Source organism: Methanolobus sp. (assembly GCF_030682845.1).
In the GTDB taxonomy this organism is placed as follows: domain Archaea; phylum Halobacteriota; class Methanosarcinia; order Methanosarcinales; family Methanosarcinaceae; genus Methanolobus.
Genome location: NZ_JAUXNK010000087.1, coordinates 1 through 16,780 on the forward strand (window position 1 = coordinate 1; position 16,780 = coordinate 16,780).

18 protein-coding genes are annotated in these 16,780 nt (G+C 43.0%); 10 read left to right on the forward strand and 8 right to left on the reverse strand.

Annotation, left to right across the window (positions count from 1 at the left end; all coding sequences use genetic code 11):
• On the forward strand, positions 1 to 1,055 hold a 1,055-nt coding region (locus tag Q8J68_RS11990), incomplete at its 5' end, for an RNA-guided endonuclease InsQ/TnpB family protein (RefSeq protein WP_370867640.1).
• Positions 1,056 to 1,201: 146 nt separating this feature from the next.
• Here Q8J68_RS11990 and Q8J68_RS11995 read toward each other — a convergent pair.
• The gene (locus tag Q8J68_RS11995) at positions 1,202 to 2,215 is read right to left on the reverse strand and encodes a GNAT family N-acetyltransferase (RefSeq protein ID WP_305311751.1); all 1,014 of its coding nucleotides are present in this window, start codon (positions 2,213 to 2,215) and stop codon (positions 1,202 to 1,204) included.
• A 368-nt stretch (positions 2,216 to 2,583) separates the two neighbouring features.
• Here Q8J68_RS11995 and Q8J68_RS12000 point away from each other — a divergent pair, with 368 nt between their 5' ends.
• Positions 2,584 to 3,378 carry a tryptophan-rich sensory protein gene (locus Q8J68_RS12000; protein ID WP_305311752.1) on the forward strand — a complete coding sequence of 265 codons (795 nt, stop codon included), beginning with the start codon at positions 2,584 to 2,586 and terminating at the stop codon, positions 3,376 to 3,378.
• 135 nt (positions 3,379 to 3,513) lie between these two features.
• Here the strand turns inward: Q8J68_RS12000 and Q8J68_RS12005 are convergent, their stop codons facing one another.
• Complete coding sequence (locus Q8J68_RS12005) at positions 3,514 to 4,260, reverse strand: SIMPL domain-containing protein (protein ID WP_305311753.1); 747 nt, start codon at positions 4,258 to 4,260, stop codon at positions 3,514 to 3,516.
• A 135-nt stretch (positions 4,261 to 4,395) separates the two neighbouring features.
• Positions 4,396 to 5,334 carry a nucleoside recognition domain-containing protein gene (locus Q8J68_RS12010; protein ID WP_305311754.1) on the reverse strand — a complete coding sequence of 313 codons (939 nt, stop codon included), beginning with the start codon at positions 5,332 to 5,334 and terminating at the stop codon, positions 4,396 to 4,398.
• A 385-nt stretch (positions 5,335 to 5,719) separates the two neighbouring features.
• Here Q8J68_RS12010 and Q8J68_RS12015 point away from each other — a divergent pair, with 385 nt between their 5' ends.
• Positions 5,720 to 8,041, forward strand: a complete 2,322-nt coding sequence (locus Q8J68_RS12015; RefSeq protein ID WP_305311755.1) for a lipopolysaccharide assembly protein LapB — start codon at positions 5,720 to 5,722, stop codon at positions 8,039 to 8,041.
• Between the two features lie 82 nt (positions 8,042 to 8,123).
• Here the strand turns inward: Q8J68_RS12015 and Q8J68_RS12020 are convergent, their stop codons facing one another.
• Together Q8J68_RS12020 and Q8J68_RS12025 are read right to left on the reverse strand one after the other, a co-directional pair.
• Positions 8,124 to 8,429, reverse strand: a complete 306-nt coding sequence (locus Q8J68_RS12020) for a hypothetical protein (RefSeq protein WP_305311756.1) — start codon at positions 8,427 to 8,429, stop codon at positions 8,124 to 8,126.
• Positions 8,430 to 8,628: 199 nt separating this feature from the next.
• The gene (locus Q8J68_RS12025; RefSeq protein ID WP_305311757.1) at positions 8,629 to 9,171 is read right to left on the reverse strand and encodes a metal-dependent hydrolase; all 543 of its coding nucleotides are present in this window, start codon (positions 9,169 to 9,171) and stop codon (positions 8,629 to 8,631) included.
• Positions 9,172 to 9,382: 211 nt separating this feature from the next.
• Here Q8J68_RS12025 and Q8J68_RS12030 point away from each other — a divergent pair, with 211 nt between their 5' ends.
• Together Q8J68_RS12030 and Q8J68_RS12035 are read left to right on the forward strand one after the other, a co-directional pair.
• Positions 9,383 to 10,000 (forward strand): glycosyltransferase family 2 protein, encoded by a 618-nt coding sequence (locus Q8J68_RS12030; protein ID WP_305311758.1) that lies wholly within the window; start codon positions 9,383 to 9,385, stop codon positions 9,998 to 10,000.
• 8 nt (positions 10,001 to 10,008) lie between these two features.
• Positions 10,009 to 10,254: a hypothetical protein gene (locus Q8J68_RS12035; RefSeq protein WP_305311759.1), complete on the forward strand. Its 246-nt coding sequence runs from the start codon at positions 10,009 to 10,011 to the stop codon at positions 10,252 to 10,254.
• A 77-nt stretch (positions 10,255 to 10,331) separates the two neighbouring features.
• Here Q8J68_RS12035 and Q8J68_RS12040 read toward each other — a convergent pair whose 3' ends face one another.
• The 3 genes from Q8J68_RS12040 to Q8J68_RS12050 form a co-directional block, all read right to left on the reverse strand.
• The gene (locus Q8J68_RS12040) at positions 10,332 to 10,661 is read right to left on the reverse strand and encodes a hypothetical protein (protein ID WP_305311760.1); all 330 of its coding nucleotides are present in this window, start codon (positions 10,659 to 10,661) and stop codon (positions 10,332 to 10,334) included.
• A gap of 104 nt (positions 10,662 to 10,765) precedes the next feature.
• Positions 10,766 to 11,605: a CPBP family intramembrane glutamic endopeptidase gene (locus Q8J68_RS12045; RefSeq protein WP_305311761.1), complete on the reverse strand. Its 840-nt coding sequence runs from the start codon at positions 11,603 to 11,605 to the stop codon at positions 10,766 to 10,768.
• A complete protein-coding gene (locus Q8J68_RS12050; RefSeq protein ID WP_305311762.1) occupies positions 11,589 to 12,449 on the reverse strand; it encodes a DUF1616 domain-containing protein in 861 nt (286 codons plus the stop codon). The genes Q8J68_RS12045 and Q8J68_RS12050 overlap by 17 nt, the downstream gene beginning before the upstream one ends.
• Before the next feature lie 210 nt (positions 12,450 to 12,659).
• Between Q8J68_RS12050 and Q8J68_RS12055 the strand changes: the two genes are divergently transcribed.
• The 5 genes from Q8J68_RS12055 to Q8J68_RS12075 form a co-directional block, all read left to right on the forward strand.
• Positions 12,660 to 12,869, forward strand: coding sequence for a hypothetical protein (locus tag Q8J68_RS12055; protein ID WP_305311763.1), 210 nt, complete (start codon positions 12,660 to 12,662; stop codon positions 12,867 to 12,869).
• Positions 12,859 to 13,842 carry a glycosyltransferase family 2 protein gene (locus Q8J68_RS12060; RefSeq protein WP_305311764.1) on the forward strand — a complete coding sequence of 328 codons (984 nt, stop codon included), beginning with the start codon at positions 12,859 to 12,861 and terminating at the stop codon, positions 13,840 to 13,842. Before Q8J68_RS12055 ends, Q8J68_RS12060 begins: the two co-directional genes overlap by 11 nt.
• Before the next feature lie 17 nt (positions 13,843 to 13,859).
• Complete coding sequence (locus Q8J68_RS12065) at positions 13,860 to 14,987, forward strand: glycosyltransferase family 4 protein (RefSeq protein WP_305311765.1); 1,128 nt, start codon at positions 13,860 to 13,862, stop codon at positions 14,985 to 14,987.
• Between the two features lie 135 nt (positions 14,988 to 15,122).
• Positions 15,123 to 16,316, forward strand: coding sequence for a glycosyltransferase family 4 protein (locus Q8J68_RS12070; protein ID WP_305311766.1), 1,194 nt, complete (start codon positions 15,123 to 15,125; stop codon positions 16,314 to 16,316).
• 4 nt (positions 16,317 to 16,320) lie between these two features.
• A partial coding sequence (locus tag Q8J68_RS12075) for a hypothetical protein (protein ID WP_305311767.1) occupies positions 16,321 to 16,780 on the forward strand: 460 nt, incomplete at its 3' end.

The following is a 16,780-nucleotide window of genomic DNA, read 5'->3' on the forward strand; positions in this document are numbered from 1 at the left end:
CGATACTTGTTGACACACTTGAGCTTTGCAGGTGGACATATAATGAAACACTGGCCCTGAGGAAGAATGCATGGGAGTTCGATCAAGAGAAGATCGGATACTATGAGTCCAAGAAGATGCTTCCTGATTGGAAAGTGATCAAACCTGAACTCTGGAATGTACATTCTCAGGTGTTACAGGACGTGGTCAAGCGAGTGGACCTTGCTTTTCAGGCATTTTTCAGACGATGCAAAGATGGAGAGGATCCGGGCTATCCTCGGTTCAAGGGTAAGAACAGATATGACAGTATTACTTATACTCAATCTGGTTTTGAACTTCAGGACAACAGACTCTGGTTGTCAAAGATAGGTGCGATCAAGGTAAAATTGCACAGGCCTATTGTCGGAGATATTAAGCGAGTTACTATTCGAAAAACATGTACAGGGAAATGGTTTGTATCTTTCCTTGTTGATACTGATGTTCAGGAAACAGTACCTTTGACTGGTCAGTCAGTTGGAGTGGATGTAGGCATAAAAAGTTTTCTTACATTCTCAAATGGTCAGGATATCCCAAATCCCAGATTCTTTGTTACCGAAGAAGAGAACCTGGCAAATGCACAACGGAAATTATCAAAAGCTGTCAAAGGTTCACCTGAGTGGAAAAAAGCACTCAAGGTAGTCGAACATATTCATGAACGAATATCCAATAAACGGCAAGATTTCGTGCACAAGGTGAGTCTGGAACTTGTCAGGTCATATGACCTGATAGTCTTTGAGGACTTAAATATCAAAGGAATGATCAGAAATCATTGTCTTGCAAAACACATTGCAGATGTTTCCTGGAATAAGTTGATAAGTATCACTACTTACAAGGCAGAATGGGCCGGTAAGCGTGTAGAACTTGTCAATCCCAGAAATACCTCTCAAATGTGTTCCGGTTGTGGTCAGATAGTCAGAAAATATCTCTCGGAAAGAACACACAATTGTCCTTTCTGTAACCTTATTCTGGACAGAGACCACAACGCTGCTGCCAATATACTCAGACTGGGGCTACAGTCTGTAGCACAAAATGCTTAGATGCTCTCCACTTCAGTGGAGAGAGTAGTCACCCATTTTATTATCTCCTACGACATCGCTTTCAATACTACTATTTCACATTTATATGTCAGTCAACAACATAATAAAGGCCTGCAATGCCCACAAAGGTCTTGCAGGCCGGAGTATCACATTAATCCGCTGCTTTTTTTATACACGTTCATGTAAACCCACTCGGCCATAGCTCCTATGTGCCTGCGCCTGAAAACCCTGTAATTGGTTTCAAGGGAAGGATTAAAACGCGCTTTGAATGCACAGAGCCGCCGGGTGTCAGCACCGCCTATTTCAAATGTACGGTTTGTATCTTTAGCTATTTTGATAAGCTCCCAGAATATGAGATCGTTCACGGGCAGGCTTACGTCCGGTTTGGGAGTGCCCATCCATGAGATGACCTTGCCTTTATAGATTATGGCAAGACTGGACCCTATTATATTATTGTCCCCGTCATACACATAAGATAGCCTGATGTTATCGGGATATAGCCTGAGCAGGTCCTCCAGATACTCAATACTTATGATCGGGAACTTGATGCCCTGCTCTTCATACCTTTTGGACAGTATCTCATAGAATGGAGCAAGGTCTGTGCTCTCCCTTATTTCCATGTCGAATTTGTTCTCCATTATCTTTTTTGTTGCGCTTTTTGTGGAGCGGCTGAACTCCTTGAGTATTTTCTCCAGGGGAGCGTCTGTGGAGAGATAATATGTGAACAACGGCTCGATGGAATAATCGTTCCATTTGAATTCCCTCACGTCAATGAAGGACGGGACCACCTGTATCGATACATAGATGGGTGAGAGCTCATCGAGCTTTCCTGTAAGCTCCTGGATAACTTCCCGCATGCGGACCTCCTTACCATTCTGTGTGAGAGTATCATATTCTTCACTCATCACAAAGCCCATGTAAGGCACTCCCGTGCGCGGGGGCGGAGAAAGTATCACGTTGGCCCCGTAGTTGGTCTTCAGGAAGACCGGGAATATGCATACCAGTTTGTCTTTTGCATACATGCCGTATGGAAGCAGGGTGTAACCCGTGTGCTTCTCGATCGTTTCCAGAAAGCCCCATTTATGAAAAAGAGTCCCATACGGACTGCTGTCGATGAAATCGTCCCATACGCCGGAATCATCTATGATAGATATTTGCATCATTCCCCTCCCGATATTCAACTGAAGCAACCCTTGCATTCAGGTAATGAAACACCCGGCACCCCAAGGCCACCCCAAAGCCTGTAAGTCCGGGAACTGTTTGGCAATAGCGCCTGAAACAACTGTCCAGTTATAACTTAAAGATGTACGCCATTCCATTTATACATTCTTTATAGGACTATTCGCTTAATAGCTTTTTGAATTAAGGTTCTCTGACATACTTACAGAGGCACAGGTATGGGTTTCAAGAGCAACACCAAAAACAGTTCGGATCGTCAGAAGTGCATAATTCTTGAGAACCAGCCTAAGAAAACTTTTATCTGCCTTGAAGGCAGAGTTTGAGTATGTGTTAGTGCTGAGGGTGTCCAATGGAACAAAGAACGACATTGATCAAGATCGTAGTGGCAGTGACCTTTCTGGCCATGGTAATTACAAATTTGCTGGCCAATATCCTGCCAATAAACAATGTCACAGCAGACCAGGTATCTGACTCCTTTCCAAACCTCTTTGCTCCTGCAGGGCTGACATTTTCAATATGGGGACTCATATATCTGCTGCTTGCGGGATATACCCTTTACCATATCGGTTTTTTCCGGGACTCTTGGGGTAGCCCCAGGACCGAACTGCTGAATAGGATCGGGATATTGTTCGCTGTATCCTCAATAGCAAATACTGCCTGGGTCCTCGCATGGCATAATTATATGATACCATTGTCCCTGTTGCTGATAGTTATAATACTTGTTTGTCTTATACTGATAAACCAACTGACCGTCAAGGAAAGGTTCACTGGAAGGGACTATCTTTTCATCGGGCTTCCTTTTAGCATATACTTTGGGTGGATAACGATCGCAACCATCGCTAATGTGACCGTGCTTCTTGTGAGCATTGGATGGGGAGGTTTGGGTTTAGCTGAGACCACCTGGACCGTTGTGGTACTTGCCGTGGGCCTTATCATCGCAGCAGCAACAATGATAAAGAACAGAGATATCGCTTACGGACTTGTCATTGTGTGGGCATATGCAGGAATTCTGCTGCGGCACATATCGCCTGAGGGTTTCGGAGGCCAGTATCCTGTGGTAATTGCCACAGTGTTGATCTGCATCGCCTTATTGCTTCTTGCTGAAGCATATCTTCTGACCTCAAAAAGGAAAGGGACGATATAAGCATTTTCAGATCAACCGCTGCAGTATGGCGCAATCTGCATTGACGGGACGTGCCGCCTGTGGCGGGATCGATGCACCGGATTATTATATGTGCAGGAGCTGGTGGCAGAAAAAGAGGAAAGAGAGAACTCTCCCTTAATTGATGATATAGGTGACGTGAACGGTCAGCGAGACCCTGGACTCTCCCGGCTCTACTGGGGTGCTGGGGGCTGCCTGGTCCATTGCTGTTTCTTCCATCCTGTCATAGTATACATTGGGCTGTGTATTGTCACTTATAGATGAGCTCTGTACTCCTGCGATACTGACGTCCAGGCTGTCGGCAAGCATTGTGGCCTTGGATGATGCGTCGGCAACGGCTTCATTGATCAACTTTTCTCGCATCTCCTTTTGCTTATCCTCGGATACTGTGAACTGGATCCCTCCTATCTGGTTCGCACCTGCAGCTGCGGACCTGTCAATGATCTGGCTCAGGATATCGAGCTTTGTAGTGGTCACCTGCACACTGTTGGAAGCTGAATACCCTTCAATGGTCGCCTTTCCATCATAGTTGTATACCGGGTACACGGAAACGTATGATGTCTGTATCTCCCTGTCCTCCAGTCCAAGTTGCTTGAGCTCGTCAACTATGTTGCTCATGATGGCTGCATTCTGTTGAGATGCTTCACTGGAGTTCTGAGCCTGGATAACAACACCAATGCTCAGTTGAGCGGTATCGGGTGTGACCATGCTTTCTGCTTTCCCGGTCATCTGGATCGTACTTTCTGTTTCCTTTGAATATGCTGCCTGTGAATTGGCATAAGCCGTTGTCGCCATCAGCACCACAACGATCGTCAATGCGATGATGATATAGAACAGCATATTAATGTTATTTTCCTGTGACAACTTTTCTTCCTCCTGTTAATGGATGTTGTATACGACAGATAGGTACCTGCACATATTAAATAATTGTCTAAACTTCAACCCGGCTCGCAGTTACCTTTGCGGTAAATGAAGTGCAGAACATGCTCATCTGCCTGTTCAATTGGCTATGGACAGGAGAACAAGCAGTATCACAAGTCGCACAAGTACATTTATGCCGGTCGAGAAGGACACAATACCGATGCCTGTTCTTGCACCGAATATGGAGACATACCTGGGCAGCAGGCTTCGGATGCTGAAGATGGGGAGCATGAACATGCTTCCAAGCATGAGTATTATCATGGCCTGTTGTGGTAATATGACGTTGTTGTTTAACATTGGTCCAAGCAGGGAGATCCCCAGTACGGGGCTGGCAACAAAACTTGTGAGGGGTACTATGCTTTCAGGCGGGATGCCGAAAATGTCTGCAAGAGGCAGGACACTGAAAATTTCAAAGGCACCTCTGTCCTGCAGGTAGAACACCAGTGTTGTCATGGCAAGATAGATAACGGCGATCCTTGTGAAAAGTTTCTTGTTCTTGGTCAATGAGTTTTTGGCCGCTTCTTTAAGGGTTGTTTTTGTGTCATCGATCGTTTCCTCGAACTTGCAGGGGTTCTTCTTCAGGAGCAACTTGCTAAGGACAACTATCGTGGTAATTTTTACGACACCTGTCAGTATGAACACCATCACGTAGAAGCCTCCAACCACCGGGCCAAGAGCAGGCAGTACTATGGGTATCTGGTATGTGAGTATCCCCCGGATGTATGCAGGTGTGGTGTTCAGTGCAGCGCAAAGGATCGTCTCTTTGTTATTTATGCAGCCGGTGTCGCGGAATTTGACCACCATGGTGTTGGCTGCGACAGTGGAGCCCATGGATACCATGAACGAAGAGGCGCATGTGTCCGGAAGGTTTGTGAACCTGAACAGGGGGTTTGCAAAACGCGATAGTTTCTGCATCAGGCCCAGCTCAATAAGGACACCGGTCCCAAACAGTCCTATGAAGATCACTACCAGGATGGGAACAGCGAACTCCAGAGCACTGATAAGGACCGAGAACATAGTTTATGGTTGAAGGCGGAACTAAATTAAGATATCTCTTTTAAAGTAAGTGCCCTGGGGAAATTGGATGGTGCAGGCTACCCTCAACCCCTGTTAATACAAAACTTGTTAAGTACTTTACAATCATCTGTTTATATAATTCAAGCAAAATTAAAAACTTTTATATCTACATACTATATTTTTAAAGGTGGTACGTATGAATGATCACGCAACTTCAGACACTGTAAGAATATTGATTGTTGCATTTACATTCCTCATGATGATGATAGCTGTTGTTGTGGGTGCCGGTATTGTGGGGACCTAACACCTCACTTCCCTGTCGCTTCGCTCTGAGGAGGGGAATCTCCCACCTCACAGTTAAATATCTGAAACCCTATCTTTTATTATGTCCAAGCAACTTGCAGATTCAATTAAGCGGTCATTAAGATCCGTTTCCCAACTAACTAGAAAAGGAGATTACAGAAAAGCTCTTAAGGTTGTGGAAAAGGCTGAGCGGGATTCAAAAGATGAAAATCTACCTGAATTTATACATATCGCTTTGCTTCTTAAAGGGAGATTGTTTGAGGCATGCGGTCAAAAGGATGAGGCTTTAGATATCTATGAAGAGGCCCTGGACCAGTCGTCTGAGCTATTTTTGCAAGAACAAGAGAACATTCAAAACCAGGCCTTTCTTCTGGAATCGCTTGGCCATATTGCAAATATTCTTGATGAAATGGGTGTCCTTTCATTGTCAGAGAGCATATGTGAGAAAAATGAAGGGCTTTTTGAAACGATCTATAAGAGATATTCAGATGTTATTGCAGATAATCCAAAAGAGGTCGACTATTTAAAGAACTATTCGAAAACAATGAAAGATATCCTGACAATTTATATGCTGGCTCAAATACCTGAAAGACCTCCCACACTTGTAGCAGAGACAATGAATGTGTTTGAAAAAGCACTGAAACTGGATCCTGATGACAGTCTCCTGTCTATACTGTCGTATGAAATGGTAGAGCAATATGGAAAGGTCTGCCTGGATAACGGTAATGTCGAAAAAGCAAAGCAGGTCTATGATAGATTGCAGGAAATATACCAGAACATTCTTGAAATAAAGCCGGAAGATGAGGATTATACTGATATGCTGGGCAGCACGTATGTCCTTTTTGTAGAAATGTATGAGGATATTGGTGAAATAGAGAAAGCTCATGAATATTCTCGCCACTCACTTGATATTGTAGAAGCAAAACTTCTAAAAAACCCAGATGATCCATTCTATATACGTAGCCGGATGATGATGCATCTGAAGATTGGAATGCTTTCCTCTGCTGCAGATGATTATAATCGGACAAGATCATATTGTGAGAAAACCCTTAGTATATTTGAGAACTTGTTGGAAGATCACCCTGATTATATAGAAGAGGAAACGGGTGATTTTACTAACGTTTTAGATCTGCTTGCAGAGCTCTTTGAGGGTATAGGGCTCTTTGAAGAAGCAAAAAAATGCTATATGCATGAAATAGATATCTACAACTCCCTTATAGATCAAGGGAATGATGAAGCAGACAATTTGTTGTCAGTTGCTGCGACTTATAACCAAATGGCAGATCTCAGTGCTCAAGAGAAAGACATCGAAAAGGCAAAAGAGTACTACGAAAAGGAAATAACCATATATGATAAATTAATCTATGATTATTCTGAAGATCCCGAAAATCTCGACTATGAGATTTTTATTGCGGACAGCTTAAATTCTCTAGGGAATCTTTATTTATATACTGATATTGAAGCTGCAAAACAGTACTATGAGATGGCCCTGGATATCTATGAAAGGCTAAATGAAGAAGTTTCTGACGATACAGAATTAGATATGGGATTTGTAAAATGTCTGCAAAACCTTGCAAAAGTGTATGAATTTAAGAAAGAATACGCAACTGCAATTTCTCTTTTGCAGCAAGCTGCTAAGCTCCAGCAAGGATGCATAAGTACAATATCCGAAGACTGGATCGATGCAAAAGAACTCGGAAGTATATATACGTCCTTAGCTAATGTTTTAGATATTTCAGGAGAAGTTGAAATGTCAGAGCAATTCCATTTAAAGGCCGCAGAGATCATGTCACAAATTATTTCTGATGATGATATTCAATGGGATGCAAAAAACCTCTTGGCTATGGAATCTCAGCTACAAGGAGGTTATTACCTATCTAAAGGTAAATATGGAATTGCGAAACCATATATTGAGGTCAGTCTTACATTTTATAAGAACGCCATTGAACTCGATCCAACAGATCCCGAATATGTAGGGGGCTTTTTTTCATCTCTTCATTACCTTGGACTCCTTGACTATAATGCTGGATATTCAAAAGAGGCTATTGACAGATACAAAACTTCTTTTGCACTTATGGGAAAATTGATCGAGGCTTCTCCAGACGACCTGAAGCTCCTGGATAATGCTGTAGGTTTGTACTCTGCGATTGGTGCTGCTTGCTGCGTTGCGGATGAGCTTGAAACATCGAAACAGGCTTTTGAGCAGTCTATGGCTCTCCAGAGATCCATTACTGCAAAAGATCCAGACCACTCCTTTGAACCGGAGTGGGAGGCCATCCACTTAAAAGATTATGCCATGCTTCTCTTCAAACTGGGAGAGATAGAGGAAGCTGCAGCATACAGTGCAAAGGCTGAAGAGAAAAGAAGAGAGGCATCAACTACCGGGTCAACGACCTATGAATGAGCAGGTTGTCCGACAATTACGGTAAGTAATAGACCGATTCCTTCTTTCCGATTTAAAGCCTTTAAAAACCTTTTTTTCCTCTTTATTGGGGATTAAATTGAATTGTCGGACAGCTGTTCAGTAGTGGGTAATTGACGTAGGAACCACCGACCACCGGGCCAAGAGCAGGCAGTACTATCGGTATCCGGTAGGTGAGTATCCCCCTGTGTATGCAGGTGTGGTGTTCAGGTGTCCTGAAGGTTTGTGAACCTGAACAGGGGCTTGCAAAACGCGATAGTCTCTGCATCAGGCCCAGCTCAATAAGGACACCGGTCCCAAACAGTCCTCTGAAGATCACTATCAGGATTGGTATTGCAAAGTCAAGGGCACTGATAAGGACCGAGAACAATTTAGTTTATGGTTGAAGGCGGAACTAAATTAAGATATCTCTTTTGAAGGGGCTTTTTTGAAGATACAGACGATATGCCGGCTCATGATAATTCTGAATGTGCTGTTGATGTATGATCATTTGCAGGAATGGCGATGGATAACGCCGCCTGGGGCGGGGGGTTGTTCTAGATCGCGCTACTGCGAAACGGAGGGTATGTTCAGTGCTTTTGCTCTCTTCTCCTCTTCTGGAGGTAGGTGGCCCCGAAGATGGTTATCACGGCAAGCCCCAGGAGCTCGGTCATGAAGAGGAAAAGCATTTGTGGATCCCCGATGTCCCCAAGATGTCCGTAGACTCCCAGCAGAAACTGCCAGAAGGAGCCGTACTCTTCCAGCCTCTCAAACCCCCACCCCAGCAAAGGCCACAGGAAGGTCACAGGGGTCTTCCACATGCTGTCAAGCAGCTGGTGTATCAGGCTCGCCCCTGCCAGTGTGAGCACTCGGTAGTCTCCTTGGCCTTGGGTATAGAAATAGTACCCTGCCGCTCCCAGCACCACAACAAAGAGCAGCGCATGTGCAAAGATCCTCCCGTTGGCAAAGGTATCTGCAAAGAGTATCATGCCAACCGTCTTGTCGATGATGTCCGGAAGCATGGAGCCCACGATCACATACCAGTAGTTGATATGCGGCCGGACCTTAGGGAAGGCCAGGCCTGCGATGTAGAAAAGTGCAATGGCTATTCCTATGTGTGCGAAGGGGAGCATTTGTACTCATAATACTTCCAATATATTAAAAACAATGCGATAATTTGGAGAAAAATTATTGCACGGAAGCATTTACACAAGGCCAAACATTATATATAGATGCTGATTCTCATTTACAATCGGGGAGTAATTCTGCAGATCATGTGCACTTTGTTTGTAAAATAGTGCATTTTATCTCACATGCATCGAAAGCTGCAGAACTGGTTTGCAAATGACGGTAGTAGCTGCGATTCCTGCATTCAACGAGGAGATAGCAATCGGAAGTGTTATTGTAAGGGCCAGGCAGTATGTGGACGAAGTTCTTGTTATCGACGACGGTAGCATTGACACCACCTTCCATGTGGCCGAGCTCATGCAAGCCACCTTATTGCGCCACGAGAAGAACGCCGGCAAAGGCATGGCGCTTCACACAGCCTTTGATTGGGCCATAGAGAACAAAGTGGATGTACTGGTGACCCTGGATGGCGACGGCCAGCACAACCCTGACGAGATTCCCCGCTTGATTGAGCCCATCCTCAGCAAGGAAGCCGACATCGTCAACGGCGCAAGGTTCCTCAAAGACCACAACATCAAGGTTCCCCGTTACCGCCGCATCGGCCAGGCGGTCCTCACCTTCGCTACCAACAAGGCCAACGATGTCAGCCTCAACGACTCCCAGAGCGGCTTCCGTGCCTTTTCTAAAGAGACTTTTTCTGCCTTCAAGTTCAACAACAGCGGTATGGGTATAGAGTCTGAGATGATCCACGATGCGTCTGCAGCCGGCTTCAAGATCACAGAAGTGCCCATCACCTGCAGGTATGACGTTGACGGCTCCACATTCAATCAGTGAAGCATGGGATGAGTGTGCTGGGGTCTATAATCAATGAGTTTGGGAGGGAGCGTCCATTATTGTATTTTGGAGTGCCTGGACTGATATGTGTGTTCATAGGCCTGACATTGGGATTCTCTACAGTGTACGGCTACAACGCTGGTAATGGCTTCTGGGCGGGGAAAACAATGCTGGCGATGACGTTTGTTCTGGTAGGGGTCTTTGGGGTATTTACAGGGATGATATTGAACTCGATAGTTAAAAACCAGGTTTGACTCTCGCCCATATTCGTGTTCCTGATTTCGTTCTCTGTAGACGTGGTAGTAAATACCGGCGTATGATGCATATTTTTTTAAGATTGTGATATCTTTCGCAAGACTTTAATAACATAGTATCGATAAGTCAATATGGGGAGTATAATGTTGACAACTACGGTCACAACGGCCACGTCAACTGCCACATCATCAGCTGCTGCTGGGATTGTGTCAATGACAACACCGGTAGGTCTTGCAGAATATGGTTTGCTGGCCATTATTTCACTTATCCTGCTGTTATCTGCAAAGGAAATACTATCAGCATCCAAGAGATGGAGCAAGTCCCTTGACTGCTCTCTTACCATGCCCATTATGTCACTGTTTGTGGTCTTTGTGGCCATTATTATCTTTGAAATATCAGAGATCATCTCATCAAGTTCTGTTTAAAGCTAAATTATATCTCCTTTCTATTCGAGTGCATTGCTCTTCCATTGATAGGGGTTTTGTAGGGAACGATGATCATATGCCGGCTTCACGCCTTAAAATATGGAAGGAGGGGGATGAAGCCGAACAGGAAGATATTCACAAAACCGTGGGTCAGGCTTACCAGGGGCAGACTTCCTGTTCTCTGGAACATGTACCCCAGCACCATTCCTGCACAGAAAGCGTACATGATTTCCTGGAAGGTACCATAGCCTGAGTGCATGACGCCAAAAAGCAGGCTTGCAATGAGCAGACCTCTGAGCATCCCAAAAGAGCTTTCCATCCTGGTCTGCAACAAGGACCTGAAGATAAGCTCTTCGACAAATCCTACTATAAATATCATAACAATGGACAATTTGAGCAGACTTGCAACAGAGAGGTCGGGTACAAGGTTTGCTGCAGGGATGATCATGGACTCGCCCCATCCAATCATACCTCCCACAATGAAGGATAGGGGAATATATATCAACAGTTTTCTTGAGGTCAGGCCTATACTTTGGAGATTCATGCCCTGATGCCGTATGACAAGATATGCAGGCAACAAGAGAGGCACATATATGAAGGCGAAAAAATAGAGCGTCATCTCTGAATAAACAGGCATGGACATGTTCAAAAGTCTTAATAGAGGGAGCAGTGCCAATACCTGAAAGGACCTGGAGATATGTGATTCCGGGATCCACATGACAATAATAGATAATGAAAGCATCGTAATTACGTGCAAGATAATCCCTGCCTGCACGTGGCCGGAGTAGATGAGCATTTCTGCAGAAATTATAGATATTACAGGGATCAGAAGCATCTGAGGATCTTTCTTTGAAGTAAGATAACAATAGAGGGAGTTTTTCGAGATGTGTCTTCTCCTGAGCTCCATCTTAAGCTTCCGTGACATTGATCCACAGATGAAGGTCCCGGTAAGGCTCGTTAATATCTTCTTCTCTGTAGAGCAGGTACTGCAGTTTCATGTCGTTTCCAGTGATCTCCGGGGTGAAGGACAGGGGCTGCTCCCAGGTGGCATTGTGCTCCAGGGGGATGTGCCTGTAGCTGTCCGGAATATTCATTGGCTCGTTGTCCAGTCTCAGCTCCAGGGAATAGTTGACCATTGAGTATTCGTGGTTGACAACTCCAACTATGACATCAAAGCTCTCCCCCTTCACAAGACGTGTGTTGTAATCGTCTGCCATGCCCCGTGGACCCAGTATGTAGAACTCAGTGAAGCTCTCGCCCTGTTTTGGGGTCACCACCACATACACCAGAGTGATGACAGATAACAGGATGGAAATGACAAGCACTATGCTCAGGATCCGGTCGAGCCTGGACTGAGGTTTTGTGCTCATCTCGTTTTGCAGGGACAGATACATTCGCGTAAAAGGGACTGAGAACGCATCAGCTCCCAGACCTTTCCTCCTGTGGGCAGCTATCAGGACCATCAGGAGAGTGAACACTGATATGGATGCCAGCACGGGAACAAGCCGTATGCCCCAGGGAGTGTAATTGAGGCCCAGGCCTATGAGAGGGACCACTGCTATGCTCAGGCCAAAGCTCAGGGCGACACGTTCTATACCGTCCAGATCATCCTTCCCGGGGAACAGGGCTGCTATCAGGGCATAGCCGGGGAGGAAGAGCACCATGGGCAGGCCCAGTACGGTGCGGATGGGACTTGCGCTCAAAAGCGGTATAAGTACAGATAATACAGTGGCTGCCACAAAGGCAATGATGATCCTAAGATCTGTCATGGATGGCATCTGTTTCTTATTGACAGGGCATGTTAAATAAGCATTAAGAAATGATGATACTAAAAAGAGTGTCGCAAATATTAAATCAGGTTTGGACGAATAGGAGATTGAGTAATAAGATATACAACTAATGTATGAGAGAGATGTTGTTTTGAAACAATATACCAGATCATCTTCAGTTGGTCTCGCTTTATTTCTATCTGTGGGGGCATGCTCTTACTGATGTCCACAGCAGGTGCGATCTCAAATGTCACTATATCGCCTGAAGAGCCGTTTGTCGGCGATGAAGTGACCATTACCGGTCATGGCGACCCTGACAAAATGACAGTAGTGGCTGTGATCCCTGCATTCAACGAGGAGATAGCCATAGGCAGCGCTCTCTTAGATGCCATTCCGGGAGGATATGTACATGGCATCTGAGATCGAAGATTCATCGAATACTATGAATGATTACAGAGTGGACTATGCTGTCGAACCTGATAACTGCGGGTATGGTAGGGTCATCGCAGCCATGCCTGCCTTCAACGAGGAGAAATACATAGCCAAAACGGTCCTCGGCTGCAAACCCTACGTGGACGAGGTAGTGGTTGTCAACGACGGCAGTGAAGATGCCACAGCCATGATAGCCACAGCCTGCGGTGCCACGGTGATCTACCATGATGTGAACCTGGGCTACGGCGCAGCTATAAACACCTGTTTTGAGACCGCTCGCAAGATACAGGCCAGGGCAATGGTCATCATAGACTCAGACGGCCAGCACGACCCCTCCGAGATAGCCCGCGTCCTGCATCCCATCCTCAAAGGTGAGGCCGACGTTTCCATAGGCTCCCGCTTCATGGAAGGCCACAAGGTAAAGATCCCCCTCTACCGTAAAGTCGGCATGAAGGTCCTCGACACAGCCACCAACCAGGGCAGCGGCGTCAAGTTAACCGACACCCAAAGCGGTTTTAGAGCCTACTCCAATGCAGCCATCAACGAGATAATGATCGGTAACTCCGGCATGTCAGCAGGCTCCGAGATACTTATGCAGATAAAAGACCACAACCTGAAGGTCAAGGAGGTCCCAATCACCTGCAGGTACGATATTGAGGACACTTCCACGCATAACCCCGTTGTGCACGGCGTCAAGGTGCTTAGCAGCATCATTACAGATATCGAGTACAAACGTCCTTTGGTTTATATCGGTGTGCCTGGATTATTGTTATTGTTTGCAGGGCTTGCGACAAGCTGGTTCGTGCTGTATTCTTATAATAATGGTGGGTCGGTGCCCTTTGGTCCGGCAATTTTGATGGTGCTTTTGTTCACGATGGGTTTGCTGGCTGTGTTTAGTGCTCTGACACTGCATGCGATGGCGAGAATGGTGAATAAGTGTACTAAGAACAATAGAATTTAGAGCTGGGTGAAAAGCGTATGAAAATTCTCCAAATCGCAGCTTTATATCCTCCTCATGTAGGTGGAATCGAGAATCATGTGTATCAACTGAGTAATTATTTATCTAAAAGAGGGCATGAGGTAACTGTTTATACCTCTACTTCCCTTAATAGCATTAAGTATGATATTTGTAATGGAGTTAAGATTCATAGATTTGAATCTATACTTTCACCACTAAACAATCAAATTGTTCCTGAAATCTTATTCAGATTGCTAAAAAACAATAATTTTGATGTTATTCATGCTCACGGTCATCTACAAATGACAACAAACTTCGCTGCGATCTCTAGATTAAAAACGAAACTTCCTCTTGTAATTACTTCCCATGGAACTGTACTATATGATGACTGGAAAGAGCATTTAAATATTATTTACAAGGAAACAGTTGGTAAATGGACTTTACTGTCTGCAAATTGTGTAATTGCTTTATCTCCTTCTCAAGCGACTATATTGAAGGAATACGGAATAAAAAACATCAAAGTGATTCCGAATGGGATAACTATTGATCAAATCAATGAGAAGATAGATTGTTCAGAGTTTAAGACACTTTTTGGATTAGAGAACAAAACTATAATACTTTATGTGGGGAGCCTAATTCCTAGAAAAGGTGTTGAATACTTGGTTGATGCAATGAAGGAAATCAAGGAAGATTCAATATTAGTAGTTGTAGGAGATGTATTAAAAGGCAATCAAGACTATAAAGATAAACTGTTAGAAATAATGCAGAGCCAAAATATCCAAAATATAGTATTTACAGGCAGGATTGACTCAACTCTTTTAAACCAGGCATACGGAGCAGCTGATATCTTTGTATTGCCTTCTCTTTCAGAGGGACTTCCAACTGTTTTATTAGAAGCTATGGCTTATAAAAAAGCAATAATTGCCTCCGATATTCCAGGTAATAGCGATTTGATTAAAAATCATTATACTGGAATCTTAGTTGAACCCAGAAGCTCAAAGAAAATCGCAGAAGAAATTAAAAATTTAATCCATAAACATGGAGAAAGAGAAATCTTGGGAGTTAACGCTTATAATGCAGTGACTACTGAATACGTTTGGGATAGTATAGTTGAAAAAATAGAATCGGTATATAAACACCTTTTATGATTATTATCTAATTATATAGTTAAGTAATAATATATACATAATTATAAAATATATTGGCATTAAGTAAACTTCTATTATGTTGGTCCTGATAAAACACTAGATAAAATAGTATTTAATGAATACTGAGTGAACCTAATGATTATTGGATACTTTGTAACAGATTTTCCTTATAAAAACCCACATTCGGGAGAGGAAATAAATCGATCTTTTTATGGGGGTGTTGGTAATGTAGCTTATAATTTGGCAATTGCTATGATTAAAAGGGGCCATAAGGTATATATTTTTACATCTTCTCTTGATTCTAAAGATTCTATAGAAAAATATGGTGAATTGGTTATCTATAGGTATAAATCAAACTTTATGATTGGTGATTCTCCTTGTTCAATAGGTTTGATCTATAAGCCTTTATTTTTAAAACTGAGCCTTGATATTGTTCATATTCATGCGGGAAATCCGCCATCTACAATTACAGGTTATTTGTATTCGAGAATATATAAAATACCTCTGGTAGTTTCTTATCATGGAGATGTAATATTGAACTTTGGCACATTCATAAGAAAGTCTTTTGTGTATTTTTATGGCAGTTATTTACTTCCTCTTATTTTGGGTTACTCTAATACTGTTATCTCTCCTTCTATCAATTATATAGCAGGCTCTCCTTTATTGAGTAGGTTTCAAAAAAAGATTTCTGTCATTCCAAATGGAATTAATCTTAGCGCCTTTAATATTTTACTATCAAAAGATGATTGCAAAAAAAAGTTAAATTTACCCCTTGATAAAAAAGTAATCCTTTTTTTAGGTGGATTGAATCCTCATAAGAATCCAGAAGTGTTATTAAATGCTATGCCTTCAATATTAATGGAAAAACCTGATACTTTGCTGCTTTTTGTTGGTGATGGTGGTTTAAGGGAAAAACTTGAAAATCTTTCTATTACACTAGGCCTTGGAGAAAGTGTTTTATTTGCGGGGTATATTGAAGAAGAATTAAAACCATTATACTATAAATCCTCTGATATCTTTTGTTTGACTTCTATAAGAGAACCTTTTGGTATTGTTAATTTGGAAGCAATGGCTAGTGGTATCCCTATTGTTGCATCTAATTGTGGGGGAGTTTTAGATTTTGTGCAGGATGGCAAAAATGGATTTTTAGCTTCACCCCAAGATTCGAGAACATTTTCAGAAAATATACTGACGCTTTTAAAAGATGATTATAAAAGGTTAAAAATGGGATATATTGGCAAGCAAATGAGTGTTAGTTACTCGTGGGATAAAATTTCTAAATTAACTGAAGATATTTACATTAAACTCACATCTGCTAATAAACACTGATATTATGACACTTTCCATTAAAACAGCTAGAGTTTTATATTTATTATTATGTAGTGCTTTTATATTAATTGCGGCACTCTGTCTGAGTCTAAATAATTCTTCTATAAATGGATATGAACCTCATATTTACAAGTCTTATTCTTTAGAACTTTTTATTTTGTTTTTGTTGCTACTTTACTCATTGCTCATCATCAGTTATTTTGTATTATTCAATGTAAACGAAACTAAACTCCTAGTATATCACACTGTGTTATTAGGATTAGTATATTGGATTGTTTTAACATTTCCTCAACTAATTAAGTACGCTTTTTATGGTAGAGGCGACATCCCTACTCATTTAGGCTATACCATTGATATTTTAGAATCAGGTAGTACAATTTCCATCTATCCATTCGATAAAATTCTGGTCTCTATAATTTCGTTATTTACAGGAATTTCGGAAAGAATTATAATCCAATATATTG

What these genes read in the sequence shown, in the direction of transcription:
- Q8J68_RS12025 (WP_305311757.1), bottom strand. Translation starts at nt 9,171, where the DNA reads ATGCTCCCCTTCGCACACATAGGAATAGCCATTGCACTTTTCTACATC.
- Q8J68_RS12060 (WP_305311764.1), top strand. Translation starts at nt 12,859, where the DNA reads ATGGCATCTGAGATCGAAGATTCATCGAATACTATGAATGATTACAGA.
- Q8J68_RS12070 (WP_305311766.1), top strand. Translation starts at nt 15,123, where the DNA reads ATGATTATTGGATACTTTGTAACAGATTTTCCTTATAAAAACCCACAT.
- Q8J68_RS12000 (WP_305311752.1), top strand. Translation starts at nt 2,584, where the DNA reads ATGGAACAAAGAACGACATTGATCAAGATCGTAGTGGCAGTGACCTTT.
- Q8J68_RS12040 (WP_305311760.1), bottom strand. Translation starts at nt 10,661, where the DNA reads ATGATCTCTGATATTTCAAAGATAATAATGGCCACAAAGACCACAAAC.
- Q8J68_RS12030 (WP_305311758.1), top strand. Translation starts at nt 9,383, where the DNA reads ATGACGGTAGTAGCTGCGATTCCTGCATTCAACGAGGAGATAGCAATC.
- Q8J68_RS12045 (WP_305311761.1), bottom strand. Translation starts at nt 11,605, where the DNA reads ATGTCACGGAAGCTTAAGATGGAGCTCAGGAGAAGACACATCTCGAAA.
- Q8J68_RS12050 (WP_305311762.1), bottom strand. Translation starts at nt 12,449, where the DNA reads ATGACAGATCTTAGGATCATCATTGCCTTTGTGGCAGCCACTGTATTA.
- Q8J68_RS11995 (WP_305311751.1), bottom strand. Translation starts at nt 2,215, where the DNA reads ATGCAAATATCTATCATAGATGATTCCGGCGTATGGGACGATTTCATC.
- Q8J68_RS12035 (WP_305311759.1), top strand. Translation starts at nt 10,009, where the DNA reads ATGAGTGTGCTGGGGTCTATAATCAATGAGTTTGGGAGGGAGCGTCCA.
- Q8J68_RS12010 (WP_305311754.1), bottom strand. Translation starts at nt 5,334, where the DNA reads ATGTTCTCGGTCCTTATCAGTGCTCTGGAGTTCGCTGTTCCCATCCTG.
- Q8J68_RS12015 (WP_305311755.1), top strand. Translation starts at nt 5,720, where the DNA reads ATGTCCAAGCAACTTGCAGATTCAATTAAGCGGTCATTAAGATCCGTT.
- Q8J68_RS12055 (WP_305311763.1), top strand. Translation starts at nt 12,660, where the DNA reads ATGCTCTTACTGATGTCCACAGCAGGTGCGATCTCAAATGTCACTATA.
- Q8J68_RS12065 (WP_305311765.1), top strand. Translation starts at nt 13,860, where the DNA reads ATGAAAATTCTCCAAATCGCAGCTTTATATCCTCCTCATGTAGGTGGA.